The organism is Labrys sp. HAY1-8F, from assembly GCF_056754975.1.
On record NZ_JBPGWZ010000002.1, the window covers coordinates 2065500 to 2078973 of the forward strand.

The window sequence follows — 13474 nt, forward strand, 5'->3', positions numbered from 1 at the left end:
CCTTCGTTGCCACATAATCGGCATATCCGGTTTGGTGATTGGAGCGATCATGAGTGCGGACTGGCTTGATACCATCGGCATCGCGGTCGAGCGCCGCGACATTGCCGCCGGCCTCACACAGGTGCCGGCCTCCCCCTTCCATCGGCTGGGCGTTCATGTCGGCAGGCCGGTCAACGCATCCTGCCGCTGCGACGGCCAGCGCCACATCCGAATCCAGTCCGACGGCGATATCGACATCGTTCCGGCAGGATTGGATGGCGAGTGGGAGGATGACGCCGATTGCACCATCCTGCGCCTATGGGTAAGCCCTGCCCTCCTGCGCAAAACCGCCGAGGACCTGGAGATCGATCCCGACCGTGTCAGGCTGATACCGCGTTTCCAGTGCCGCGACTCCAGGATCGAATATATTGCCAAGGCCCTGGCCGAGCCGGCGCGGCAGACCCCGACCGACCGCCTGGTTGCCGAAGGCCTCGGTTCCGCCCTGGCCGTCCGCCTCATCGACGGACATGCGAGGCTGGCCGCCATTTCGGCAAGACAGACCCTGTCGGCAAGGCAGCGCAATCGTCTGGTCGAATTCATCGAAAACCACCTCGAACACAATCTCTCCCTCGCGGTGTTGGCGGGGATCGCCGGCATCAGCGTGCCGCACCTCAAGGTCCTGTTCCGGCGCTCGTTCGGCCTGCCGGTGCACCAATACGTTATCCGGCGCCGGGTGGAGCATGCCAGGCAATTGCTCGCTGATGGCGAACTGCCAATCAGCCAGGTTGCCTTGAGCGCCGGCTTCGCCCATCAAAGCCATCTCGCTCACGCCATGAAACGCGTCCTGGGCGTGACGCCGGCCGTCCTCGTCCGCCTGAGGCGGGAGCGAGCGGCCTGACCGCAAAGAGCCCTTTTTCCATCCCGTTCTGCTCCTCGTCATCCCTTTGCGTGCGACGACACCTGCGAAACGGCTTCCAATCGCGCCTCGACAGCAAGCGAGGACAGACACGATGTTCGTCATTCTGGGCGCCAACGGTAAAGTCGGCCGCCATTCGATCGAAGCGCTCCGCCGGCTCGGCGCACCGGTGAGGGCCGTCATTCGAAACGCAGGCCATGCGGCGGCCCTGCAAGCCCTCGGCTGCGACATCGCCATGGCCGATATCCATGACGGCGAGGCCCTGCGCCACGCCCTGCGGGAGGCGCAGGCGGTTCAGATCATCTGCCCCATCAGCCCGCGCAGCGACGATGCCAGCGCGGAGATGCAGGCCTCGATCGAGGCGATCAGCGCAGCCCTGGCCGACGCCGGTCCGGGATCCGTGCTGGCGATTTCCGACTATGGCGCCCATCACACTCGCGATACCGGCATTGCCCTGACCTTCCACCATCTGGAAGCGGCTCTTCGCGGTCTGGGCCTGCCCTTGACCCTGGTAAGATCGGCCGAGCACATGCAGAACTGGGCCCGCCTGTTACCGCGGGCGATCGAAACGGGCGTACTGCCAAGCCTGCACCATCCGGTGACCAAGCTGTTCCCCACCATCTCGGCCGCCGACCTCGGAAAGATTGCCGCCCAGTTGCTGACGACCGGCGCCAAAGACGGGCTTCGTATCTTTCACGCGGAGGGCCCGGAGCGCTACAGCACGGCGAATGTCGCCTCGGCGCTGGCCACCCTCACCGGCCGAGAAATCGTGGCACGGGCGCTGCCGCGCGCCCAATGGCTACCCGCGCTGGCACTGGGCGGGCTGAGTACGAGCTACGCCCAGCTCGTCGCCGACATGTATGATGCCCACAATGCCGGACGCATCGACGTGGAGGCGGCCATCGGGAATGTCAGGCGCGGCGACACCGGCCTGCACCAGGCCCTGGCGGCCATGCTCGGCCACACCCCTAAGTCTGCCCTAATTCCACAGGGCTAGAACACGCCGACGACAAGTGGTCGGAGGCGAAGGTTGAGCAACGGTTCTGCGTATGAAATCCCTCTCGGGCGCCGCGCAATGAGCACCGCCCGGTTGCGGAGTGCTCTCCTGACTGCGGTTCTCACCTGCGTTGCCCTCCTGGCCGTCGGCGCAACCTATCTCGGCCTGCAATATCTCGGCGGCAATTTCCACACCGTGGTCGCCGGTGAGCTCTATCGCTCGGGTCAACCCACGCCCGGGCGGCTCAGGCACTATGTCCGCGAGGCGGGCATCCGCACGGTGATCAATCTGCGCGGCAGAAATGCCGGCACCGCCTGGTACGATGCCGAGATCGCCGAATCAGCCCGGCTCGGCGTCACGCATGTCGATTTCGCCATGTCAGCGTCACGCCAATTGAGCGGCCTCCAGGCGGACGCCCTGGTGCAATTGCTGCGCAATGCGGAAAAACCCATCCTGATCCATTGCGAAGGCGGCGCGGACCGCAGCGGCCTGGCCGCCGCCCTCTATCTCGCCGCGATCACGAAGGTGAGCGAAGCGCAGGCGGAAAGCCAGATGTCGCTGCGATTCGGGCATTTCTCGCTGCCTTTCCTGCGCAGCTACGCCATGGACGACACCTTCGAGAACCTCGAGGCCAGCCTGGGCTATTCGAAGAGCTGAGCCGGCTACACCCACTCGCCCTTGCGCATCAGGGGTTCGGCCTTGCCGTCGGCGCCGATGCCGTCAATGTCGATCTCGCCCGAGCCGATCATCCAGTCGATATGGATCAGGCTGTTGTTGGCGCCACGCGCTGCCAGCTCTTCCGGGCTGAGCGATCCGCCATTGACGAAGCATTGGCTGTAGGACTGGCCGAGCGCGATATGGCTGGCGGCATTCTCGTCGAACAGCGTGTTGTAGAACAACAGGCCGCTCTGGGAGATCGGCGAGGAAAACGGCACCAGCGCCACTTCACCGAGATGACTGGCCCCCGCATCGGTCTCCAGCACCTTGGCGAGCACGTCCTTGCCGCTTGCGGCGTCGGCATCGACGATGCGTCCCTCCTCGAAGCTCACGGCAATCTTGTCGATCAGCGTGCCCTGATAGGACAGCGGCTTGGTGGAGGAGACATAGCCGCTCACCCGGTCGCGATGCGGCGTGGTGAAGACTTCCTCCGTCGGGATATTGGGATTGCAGGTGATGCCGTTCTTGGCCTTGGACGAGCCGCCGAGCCATTCATGCCCATCGGCGAGGCCGATGGTGAGATCGGTGCCCGGCCCGGTATAGTGGAGGGCGGCATAGCGCTTGTCGTTCAGATAGGCGGCGCGGGCATGCAGGTTGTGATTATGCTCCGCCCAGGCGGCGACCGGGTCATTCGAATCGATGCGGGAGGCGGCGAAGATGGCGTCCCACAGCCTGGCGACGGCAACCTCCTCCGGCTCGTTGGGAAACACCGCCTTGGCCCAGGCCGATGACGCGTAGGAGACGATGTTCCAGTTGATGTCGAAGCCCACGATGCGCTTCTGCGCCGGCTTGTAGGCGGCCGAGCGCGCTTGATTGGCCCGCGCGATCCTGGCCGGATCCTGGCCTGCCAGCAGCGAGGGGTCCTCGCCGGCGATGGCGAGGCGGGCGGCACCCCGGTCGAAGGCTGCAGCCATGCCGTCGAACAGCCAGCCCGAGGCGGTGTCGAAAGCGGCATCCGGCGCGAAGCGATAGCGCGCCAGCGTCGACTCTTCGTCGGAGAACAGGGTGGTGACCAGGCTCGCACCGGCCTTGTACGCGTGCTCAGTGATCCGTCTCACCAGCGGCAGGGCCTCGATCGAGGCCGTCATCACCAATTCCTGGCCGGGCGCGAGACCGAGGCCGACCTTCACGGCCGTCTCGGCAAGCTTGTCGAGACGCTTGGAATGGCTCTCGGAGGAAATGGACATGGCAAACCTCAAAAGGGGAACAATCGAGCGCGCAGACCATCAATGATGCCCCGCGCCGTCAAGCCCTTTGTCGGCACAACGGACAAGAGAGGAAGATTAGGCCAGTCCACGACGGTCTGGAACTTGACAGCTCCGGCTTTCGCGCGGCATTTGCGGCAAGATTGTGTGAGGATACGCCATGGAAATCGCCCGCCTGCAGACCGTGATCGACGCCGCCTGGGAAGACCGGGCCCAGTGCAATTTCGAGACCAAGGGCGAAGTCCGGGCAGCCGTCAACCATACGCTCGGCCTGCTCGACGAGGGCAAGCTGCGCGTCGCCGAGAAAGTCCCCGGCGCGACCGGCCGGGAATCCTGGCACACCCATCAATGGCTGAAGAAGGCGGTGCTGCTCTCCTTCCGCCTCAACGACATGACCACCATCGCGGGCGGCCCGGGCGGCACTCTGTGGTGGGACAAGGTCCCCTCCAAGTTCGAGGGCTGGAGCACGACGGAATTCCGCCAGGCCGGCTTCCGCGCGGTGCCCAATTGCGTGGTGCGCCACTCGGCCTATATCGCGCCCGGCGTGGTGCTGATGCCATCCTTCGTCAATCTCGGCGCCTATGTTTCCACCGGCTCCATGGTCGATACCTGGTCGACCGTCGGCTCCTGCGCCCAGATCGGCAAGAACGTGCATCTGTCCGGCGGCGTCGGCATTGGCGGCGTGCTGGAACCGCTGCAGGCCAATCCGACCATCATCGAGGACGACTGCTTCATCGGCGCCCGCTCCGAAGTGGTCGAGGGCGTGATCATCGGCGAAGGCTCGGTGATCTCGATGGGCGTCTATATCGGCGCATCCACCACCATCATCGATCGGGCCACCGGCCAGATCTACAAGGGCTATGTGCCGCCCTATTCAGTGGTGGTTTCCGGCAACCTGCCGGGCAAGCCGCTGCCGGACGGCCGCCCCGGCCCCTCGCTCTATTGCGCGGTGATCGTCAAGACGGTCGATGCGCAGACGCGCTCCAAGACCAGCATCAACGAATTGCTGCGCGACGGAAACCACTGAGCCTTGGAAGCGCCCCGTTTTACCCTCCCCTGGAGGGGGTAGGGTCGGCCTGCAAGGCCGGGGTGGGGTGAAAATACGCAGATCTTGCCGCAATTGGTGACAACTCATTTTTACGGAGAAGTCACCCCACCCCGACGCTTCGCGTCGACCCTCCCCCACCAGGGGAGGGTAAAGGGAGCCCCATGACCGATCTCACCTTCGACCCCCGCGATCCCGTCGCGCTCACCCAAGCCCTCATCCGTTGCCCTTCCGTCACGCCGGCGGAAGGCGGTGCCTTGACGCTGCTGGCCGATGTGCTGCAGGCGAACGGCTTCACCACCCATCTGGTGCCGTTCAGCGACGAGGACACCCCGGATGTCCTCAATCTCTACGCGCGCATCGGACCGCCAGACAAGCCGGCCCTGATGTTCGCCGGCCATACCGACGTGGTGCCGCCGGGCGACGAGGCACGCTGGCACCATCAGCCCTTCTCGGGCGACATCGTCAACGGACAGCTCTATGGGCGCGGCGCGGTGGACATGAAGGGCGGCGTCGCCGCGAGCGTCGCGGCGAGCCTGCGTCATCTCGACATCAATCCCGACGCGCCGATCGCCTTTCTGATCACCGGCGACGAGGAAGGCCCAGCCATCAACGGCACCGTGAAACTGCTGGACTGGGCCGTCGCCAAGGGCGACCGCATCGGCCATTGCATTCTCGGCGAACCAACCAACCCCGACGCTCTCGGCGACATGGTCAAGATCGGCCGGCGCGGCTCGCTGTCAGGCATCATCACCGTGCATGGCAAGCAGGGGCATGTCGCCTATCCGCATCTGGCCATGAATCCCGTGCCGCAGATGGTGCGCCTGCTCGCCGCCCTCACCCAAAGCGAGCTCGACCATGGCAGCGACCATTTCGACGCCTCCAATCTCGAGGTGGTGTCGGTGGATGTCGGCAATCCCGCCTTCAACGTCATTCCCGCCGACGCTCGCGCGACCTTCAATATCCGCTTCAACGACCGCTGGACCCGGCAAAGCCTGGAAGAGTGGGTGCGGGCCAAGCTCGACGGCGCCGCGGGCAACGAGGTCGCCTATGACCTCGTCTTCGAGCGCTCGGCTTCCGAATCCTTCTTCACCCCGCCCGGTGCCTTCGTCGATGCGATCGTCACGTCGATCGAGGCGGAAACCGGCCGCCGGCCGGTGCTGTCGACCTCCGGCGGCACCTCGGACGCCCGCTTCATCAAGAATGTCTGCCCGATTGTGGAATTCGGCTTGGTCGGCAAGACGATGCACCAAATCGACGAACGCGTCGATATCCTCGACCTGGAGAGCCTGACCCGGATCTACCAGCGCATCCTCGGGCAGTATTTCGGGTAATTTGGAGCGCAGACACCACAGCCCATGAAGTCATGGGGCGATGTCCGCTCCTGAAACCCGGGCGCTGGCGGAAAAGAGCGGACATCACGATATGCTGTGCATATCGCTGAGCTGTCAGCGTTCCTCTTCCACGCTCGTTTAGAGTGCCTTCACCGTCGGCCATGGCGCGTCCACGCGCCTGATCGGATTGGCAAGCGGCAGCCCGAACGGCTCGGCCGAAATCTCGAAGACGTCACCCGGTTCGGTCACCACGCCATCGGAGACGCTTAGCGTCGCCGTGCCGTAATAATGCACGTTTACATGCCCGGGCTGGCGGAACAGCTGGTATTTGAAGTGATGGCCCTCGAGATTGGCAATGGTGTGCGACATGTTCGCCTCGCCGGTGAGGAAGGGTTTTTCCCAGATCACCTTGCCCTGGCGCAGAATGCGCGAGGTGCCGCGGATGTCGGCAGGTGCCTCGCCGACCAGAAGCTCCGGCCCGATGGCGGAGACGCGCAGCTTGGAATGGGCGAGATAGAGATAGTTCTGCCGCTCGGTGACGTGGTCGGAGAATTCGTTGCCGAGCGCAAAGCCGATACGCCAGGGTGAGCCGTCGGGGCCGTTGACATAGATGCCGGCCAGTTCCGGTTCCTCGCCGGCGTCGAGGGCAAAGGATGGCGACGGCAAGGCACCTTGCGGGGGAATCAGCGTCGAGCCATCGCCCTTGTAGAACCATTCAGGCTGCACGCCTTCCTTGCCCGGCGCCGGCCGGCCGCCATCGAGCCCCATGCGGAACATCTTCATCGAATCGGTGGCCTTCGACAGGTCAGCCAGATCCTGATGCATCTTGTCGCGCCCCTCGGCGCTGCCGAGATGGGTCAGCCCGGTGCCGGCAACCATGACATGGCTGGGATCAGGATGGTCGATCGGCGCCAGTATCTCGCCGGCGGCAAGCGCAGCCGCAAGGTCGACGGTTCCCCCCAGGCCTCGCCGCTCGATTTCGGCCCGCAGGCTGTGACCCGAAGCGATCGCGCCATTGGCAAGGTCCAGTACCGACTCAGTATCGCGGATGAGGCGAGAAACACCATCGTTTGTGGCGACGACAGCGCGCCGACCCTGATGGCGCAATTGGGCAAGACGTAAGGGAGTGGGAGACACCAGGCACATTCCTCAGACAAATTCGCAGAGGCGCATCATAGAAAGCATTCGACAGAGCGCAACGGTAAAATAGCGGCGGCGATCAATTGGCGGAGCAAGACGATCGGGCGAATTCTGATGCCCGGACAATATTCGGGGCCAGCGCTGACCCGCGCGGTTTTGATTTTGTTTAGGACGTGCAGAAAAACAATTGCATCCCTGCTCAAATTGCGTTCAATTTGGGAACGGATCGTGTCGAATCTGCCAGCCGGCAAGTGGTGGTCCTCCCTGCACGGCAACAGTGGCAGGCGACCGAACGGGCTCCAGCGATGCGAATCCGCCAGGGTTTTTGCAGATGTTTATTCTAGATACTATGTTGAAGCGCCTGATTAAAAAGGGTGCACTTACGGTTATTGATCCCGAAGGCCACGTTCATACCTACGGATCTGATCAAGGTTTTTCCAGCACGATACGAATCGAGGACAAGGCGACAGCCTGGAAGCTACTCACCAACCCGGAACTGGAGGTCGGCGAAGCTTTCATGGACGGCCGGCTCGTCATCGAGAAGGGCGACGTCTATGAGATGCTTGCCCTGTTCATGCAGAATATCGGCTGGTCTGTTTCGATCGGGCCATTGAGCAACATTGCCTCCGCCGCTCGCAAGATCGGCCGGCGCATTGCTCAGTATAATCCGGCCGGAAAGTCGAAGAACAATGTCGCCCATCACTACGATCTGAGGGACGAATTGTTCGACCTCTTCCTGGATGTGGATCGGCAGTATAGCTGCGCCTATTTTCCCAGCCTCGACATCACGCTGGAAGAAGCGCAGGCTTACAAGAAGCGGCATATCGCCGCCAAGCTGCTGCTGAAACCAGGCGTGAAGGTCCTCGACATCGGCTCGGGCTGGGGAGGCATGGGCCTCTACATCTCCGAGGTGACCAAGGCTGATGTCACCGGCATCACCCTGTCGGAGGAGCAGCACCGGGTTTCCAACGCCCGGGCTCAGGCCGCCGGCATCGCCGACCGTGTGCGCTTCGAACTGATCGACTACCGCGCTCTCGACCGGAAATTCGACCGCATCGTCTCGGTCGGCATGTTCGAGCACGTCGGCGTCAATCATTACGATGCCTATTTCCGCAAGATCGCCGCGCTGTTGAACGATGACGGCGTGGGCCTCGTGCATGCCATCGGTCGGTCGGACGGGCCCGGCGCCACCAATCCGTGGATCCAGAAATATATCTTCCCGGGCGGCTATTCGCCGGCGCTGTCGGAAGTCTTGCCGGCAATCGAACGCGCCGGCCTGATCATCACCGACATCGAGATCCTGAGGATCCACTATGCGGAGACGCTCAAGCATTGGCGCGAGCGCTTCAACCACCACCGCGACCAGATCCGCTCCTTCTATGATGACCGATTCTGCCGGATGTGGGAGATGTATCTGGCGGCCTCCGAGGCCACCTTCCGGTGGGGCGGCCACATGGTCTTCCAGATCCAGGTGGCCAAGTCGATCAACGCCGTGCCGCTGACGCGTGACTATATAGGCGACGCCGAACGCCGATTGCCGCTCGATCTGCAGCCGGTTCCCGCGCCGGCCCGCGAGGCGGCCGAGTAGGCGCAGGAGCATCATTCGCCCCCGCTGGATCGGATGATGCTCGGAATTAAAAAAGGCAGACGCGTCCTTCCGATCCAACCGGATCGAAAAGACGCTCTCGCAACCGATCATCGATGGCGGGTCACCAGAGCATAAACCCAAAGAGTTGCACGACTTTTTGGACAAGACTATGCGTTCAAGCAGAGACTTGATGAACATGATCCGATCGTCTTGATCGGATCATGTTCCAGAGAACGCCATTCAAGCCATTTACAAGAAGAGGCGGGTCTTCGGGCCCGCCTCTTCTTTCCGCTCTATGAAACAGGAAGCCGCGATCGAGCTTCCGGAAAGCCGTTATGACCCAGTCCGAACAGGCCAGTTCCGCACTGAGCCCCCACGAGATACGCTCGATCATCATCGGCGTGCTGGTGGCGATGTTCCTTGCGGCGCTCGACCAGACCATCGTCGCCACGGCGATGCCGACGATCGGCCGTGTGCTCGGCGATTTCGAGAATCTGCCCTGGGTCGTTACCATCTATCTGCTGACCTCGACGGCGGTGACGCCGCTCTATGGCAAGATGGCTGATATCAACGGCCGGCGCGTAACGCTGCTGGTGGCGATCGGCACCTTCATGGCGGGCTCGATCCTGTGCGCTCTCGCCCCGACCATGCTCACCTTGATCCTGGCGCGGGCCCTGCAGGGCCTCGGCGGCGGCGGGCTGATCTCCCTGGCACAGACCATCATCGCCGATATCATTCCGCCGCGGGAACGGGCTCGGTACCAGGCCTATTTTGCTACCGTCTTCGTCGCATCGAGTATCGCCGGGCCTGTGCTCGGCGGCTTCATGGCCGAAAAGCTCCACTGGTCGGTGATCTTCTGGATCAATCTGCCGCTCGGCCTGCTCGCCTACGGGATGACGAATTCCGTGCTCAAGAAGCTGCCGCGCCACGAAAGGCCGCATAAGCTCGATTTTCTCGGCGCGGGGCTGATGGCCGTGGCGACTATCGCCCTGCTGCTCGCCCTCAGCCTGGGCGGCCCGCATTATGCCTGGACCTCGGCGCCGATCCTCGGGCTGTTCGGCCTCTCGGTCCTATTCTGGATCGCCTTCGTCATTCGCCTGCGCACCGCGCCCGAGCCGCTGATCCCTACCGAAATCCTCGCCAATCCGGTGGTGGCGGCAGGTACCATCGCCGCCTGTTTCGGCATGGGCGTGTTCATCGGCATGACGATCTACATACCCATCCTCCTGGAAGGCGTCTATGGGTTGACGGCCAGCCAGTCGGGCCTGGCCTTGATACCGATGATGGTCGGCACCGTCACCGGAGCAACGCTGTCTGGCCGCTTGATGGCGCGCATAACGCACTATAAGCGCCCGCCTTTGGTCGGTCTCGCCGTCTCGACCCTCGCCTTCGCCCTGATCTCGATCAACCCGCAGGCCCTCCCGCTGGCGATGCTTGAAATCCTGCTGACGTTAGCCTCGCTGGGCATCGGCACCATGCTGCCGGTCACCACGGTTGCGATCCAGAACGCCGTGCTGCAGCATCAGATGGGCACGGCAACCGGGGCCATGAACTTCTTCCGTTCGCTCGGCGGCGCCTTGATCGTGGCGGTGTTCGGGGCGATCGTGATGGGAGGCCTGCCGGCTGACCTCGCCGCCAACGTCACCATCGAGACGCTGGCGACATCGATCGCCGCGGCCGGCAGCGATATCGGCTCGGTGTTCCGCTGGGTATTCCTGGCCGCCGCACTCGGATCGCTCGCCACGCTCTGCGCCCTGTTTCGCATGGAAGAGCGGCCGTTGCGGACCAAGGTCGAGCCGGCCTCGATGGCGATGGAGTGACCGCCCGAGCGCTTTGCGGTCTCGTGGAATCACCGGGAATCGCAAAATGCGCCGACGCACATTCGAAAGCAAAGAGCCATTTCCGCCCGAACGCGTTTTGCTTTCGTGCCAATCGCCTCTTTTCATGCCCGCAACATGCTGTAAAAGCGCTTCCAGTCTCTTTCGGATCCCCCAGCCATGAGCCCTAATTTGAGCGTCCACGACAAGGCCGAAATCCTTTCCGAAGCCCTGCCCTACATGCAGCAGCACGATGATGCCACCATCGTCGTCAAATATGGCGGCCATGCCATGGGCAGCGAGCAGGTTGCCCGCGACTTCGCCCGCGACATCGTGCTGCTCGAACAGGCCGGCCTCAATCCGGTGGTGGTGCATGGCGGCGGCCCGCAGATTTCGGAAATGCTGGAACGTCTCGGCATCAAGTCCGAATTCGCCGCCGGCCATCGCATCACCGACGCCGCCAGCGTCGAAGTGGTCGAGATGGTGCTGGCCGGCTCGATCAACAAGCAGCTCGTCGGCTTCATCAACGCCGCCGGCGGGCGTGCCGTCGGGCTATCAGGCAAGGATGGCCGCATGCTCACCGCCAAGAAGGCGACGCGCACGGTCTACGATCCCGATTCCGCCATTGAGAAAGTTGTCGATCTCGGCTTCGTGGGCGAGCCCGACAAGGTCGACACCACCGTGCTCGACCAGATCATCCATTCCCAGATCATCCCCGTGCTGGCACCGGTGGCGGCGTCGGATGATGGCGGCACCTTCAACGTCAATGCCGACACCTTTGCGGGCGCCATCGCGGGGGCGCTCGGCGCGACTCGCCTTTTGCTGATGACCGACGTGCCCGGCATCCTCGACAAGGACAAGAACCTGATCGAGGAAATCGACGTGGAAGGCATCCGCCGCCTGATCGCCGACGGCACCATCACCGGCGGCATGATTCCCAAGGTCGAAACCTGCATCTATGCGCTCGAAAAGGGCGTCGAAGCGGTTGTCATCATGGACGGCAAGGTGCCGCACGCCGTGCTGCTGGAACTTCTCACCAATCACGGCGCCGGCACGCTGATCCGGCGCTGAGGCGCTTCGTCAAGTCCTGGGAGAGCGGACATCACGACATGCTTTCATGACGTTGAGATGTCCGCTCTCCCAGGAACCGGCAATCCATCCTTAACTTTGCCACCGGATGCTGCGATAAGGATGGTAGAGACGAGCATGGATCAGAGCGTAGCCACAATCAGGGAAAAGCTGTCGGCGGATTTCGCCCATGTCGACACATGGGTCTTCGATCTCGACAATACGCTCTACCCCCACCACGCCAATCTGTGGGAGCAGGTCGACAACCGCATCACCACCTGGATGGCGAATTACTATGGCGTCGATGGCCTCACCGCGCGCGGGCTGCAGAAATACTACTATCAGCGCTATGGCACCTCGCTGCGCGGCCTGATGATCGATGAAGGCGTGGACCCCGCGCATTTCCTCGAATTTGCCCATGACATCGACCATTCGCCGCTGGAGCCCAACCCGCTGCTCGGCACGGCGCTCAGCCTGCTGCCCGGCCGCAAGCTGATCTTCACCTCCGGCACTACCCGGCACGCCTTGAACATCGTCAAGCGCCTGGGTGTCGAGCAGCATTTCGCCGATGTCTTCGACATCGTCTCAGCCGACTATCTGCCCAAGCCCGCCGCCGACACCTATGCGAGCTTCTTCGCCCGCCACGACGTCGACCCGGCCCGTGCTGCCATGTTCGAGGATCTTTCGCGCAATTTGATCGTGCCGCATGATCGGGGCATGCGCACCGTGCTGGTCGTACCCAAGCACAATGCCGAGATCGTGCGCGATGCCTGGGAAATCGAGCGCGTCCAGGCCGAGCACATCGACTACATCACGGACGACATTGCCGGTTTCCTGACCGATCTGTCGGCTTCGCTCTGAAGCACCGCTGCTGGCAATCTACCAAATAATACCGAAATAATCGGCTTGCCCGCTTGGCGAGGGCGCCCGCCCGTTGCATTGTCAGCCGGGTCAGGCCGCTCCGGCTTTCCCTCAGGGCGGCTTCCACCGCACGGGGTTGCATGATGCCCTTACCTCAGCCCGATATGACGGGCCTCCTCATTCGTATCCCACGCCTGATCCGGGCCCTGCTCGTCGCCGCTTTAGCCAGCAGCGGCATCCTCCTGCTGGCAAGCGGCGCGCAGGCGGCCGTCCGGGGCTATGCCACCGCCAATGTCAATCTGCGTGCCGGACCCGGCACCCAATATCCGGCCGTCACCACCTTGCGTCCAGGCGAATCCGTGCTCATCCATGGCTGCCTGAGCGACCGATCCTGGTGCGATATATCGGTGCGCGGAGAGCGGGGCTGGTCGGCGAACAAATATCTGTCCGCTGCGGCGAACCGCAATGTCGGTATCGGCGCGCTGGCGATCCCCGCCATCGTCTTCAGCTATGCCTATTGGGACCGCTATTATGCGCGGCGTCCCTGGTACAACACCTGGTGGGGCCATGGCCGACCGCGGCCGCCGCATCACGGGCCGGGCTGGCGCCCGCGTCCGCCCGTCATAGGCCCGCCCGGGACACGTCCTCCGGTGGTCCGCCCTCCAGGCGTTCGTCCACCTGGCGTTCGCCCGCCCGGCGTCCGGCCACCTCATCATGGCGGCCCGCGTCCGAAGCCGGTCTTCCGCCCCGGCCGGCCGGGAAGGCCGATCGGCAGCACGCGGCCGATTATTCCGCAATGAGGGCAGC

General features: G+C 63.4%; 12 protein-coding genes. 10 read left to right on the forward strand and 2 right to left on the reverse strand.

The window, feature by feature from the left end:
• The first annotated feature begins 49 nt into the window (after positions 1-49).
• The 3 genes from ACR9ZN_RS18600 to ACR9ZN_RS18610 all read left to right on the forward strand — a co-directional run bounded on the left by ACR9ZN_RS18600 (position 50) and on the right by ACR9ZN_RS18610 (position 2549).
• Complete coding sequence (locus ACR9ZN_RS18600; protein WP_481272868.1) at positions 50-877, forward strand: helix-turn-helix transcriptional regulator; 828 nt, start codon at positions 50-52, stop codon at positions 875-877.
• A 112-nt stretch (positions 878-989) separates the two neighbouring features.
• Positions 990-1892, forward strand: coding sequence for an NmrA family NAD(P)-binding protein (locus ACR9ZN_RS18605; protein WP_481272869.1), 903 nt, complete (start codon positions 990-992; stop codon positions 1890-1892).
• 78 nt (positions 1893-1970) lie between these two features.
• Positions 1971-2549 carry a phosphatase domain-containing protein gene (locus ACR9ZN_RS18610; RefSeq protein ID WP_434957943.1) on the forward strand — a complete coding sequence of 193 codons (579 nt, stop codon included), beginning with the start codon at positions 1971-1973 and terminating at the stop codon, positions 2547-2549.
• Positions 2550-2554: 5 nt separating this feature from the next.
• Here the strand turns inward: ACR9ZN_RS18610 and ACR9ZN_RS18615 are convergent, their stop codons facing one another.
• Positions 2555-3796 carry an aminopeptidase gene (locus ACR9ZN_RS18615; protein ID WP_481272870.1) on the reverse strand — a complete coding sequence of 414 codons (1242 nt, stop codon included), beginning with the start codon at positions 3794-3796 and terminating at the stop codon, positions 2555-2557.
• Positions 3797-3974: 178 nt separating this feature from the next.
• Here ACR9ZN_RS18615 and dapD point away from each other — a divergent pair, with 178 nt between their 5' ends.
• On the forward strand, positions 3975-4841 hold the full coding sequence (gene dapD / locus ACR9ZN_RS18620) for a 2,3,4,5-tetrahydropyridine-2,6-dicarboxylate N-succinyltransferase (protein WP_434957945.1): 867 nt from the start codon (positions 3975-3977) through the stop codon (positions 4839-4841).
• 182 nt (positions 4842-5023) lie between these two features.
• Entirely contained in the window at positions 5024-6193 is a 1170-nt protein-coding gene (gene dapE / locus ACR9ZN_RS18625) for a succinyl-diaminopimelate desuccinylase (protein ID WP_481272871.1), read from the forward strand.
• A 138-nt stretch (positions 6194-6331) separates the two neighbouring features.
• On the opposite strand, the gene araD1 is transcribed toward dapE, so the two are convergent.
• A complete protein-coding gene (gene araD1 / locus ACR9ZN_RS18630) occupies positions 6332-7330 on the reverse strand; it encodes an AraD1 family protein (protein ID WP_481272872.1) in 999 nt (332 codons plus the stop codon).
• Positions 7331-7664: 334 nt separating this feature from the next.
• Here araD1 and ACR9ZN_RS18635 point away from each other — a divergent pair, with 334 nt between their 5' ends.
• From ACR9ZN_RS18635 to ACR9ZN_RS18655, 5 genes are all read left to right on the forward strand, one after another.
• Positions 7665-8921, forward strand: a complete 1257-nt coding sequence (locus ACR9ZN_RS18635; RefSeq protein WP_454815717.1) for a class I SAM-dependent methyltransferase — start codon at positions 7665-7667, stop codon at positions 8919-8921.
• 335 nt (positions 8922-9256) lie between these two features.
• The gene (locus ACR9ZN_RS18640; RefSeq protein WP_481272873.1) at positions 9257-10741 is read left to right on the forward strand and encodes an MDR family MFS transporter; all 1485 of its coding nucleotides are present in this window, start codon (positions 9257-9259) and stop codon (positions 10739-10741) included.
• Positions 10742-10918: 177 nt separating this feature from the next.
• Positions 10919-11809 (forward strand): acetylglutamate kinase, encoded by an 891-nt coding sequence (gene argB / locus ACR9ZN_RS18645; RefSeq protein WP_149253841.1) that lies wholly within the window; start codon positions 10919-10921, stop codon positions 11807-11809.
• A gap of 135 nt (positions 11810-11944) precedes the next feature.
• Positions 11945-12667, forward strand: a complete 723-nt coding sequence (locus ACR9ZN_RS18650) for a pyrimidine 5'-nucleotidase (protein ID WP_481272874.1) — start codon at positions 11945-11947, stop codon at positions 12665-12667.
• Between the two features lie 140 nt (positions 12668-12807).
• On the forward strand, positions 12808-13467 hold the full coding sequence (locus tag ACR9ZN_RS18655) for an SH3 domain-containing protein (RefSeq protein WP_441770218.1): 660 nt from the start codon (positions 12808-12810) through the stop codon (positions 13465-13467).
• Positions 13468-13474 lie beyond the last annotated feature (7 nt).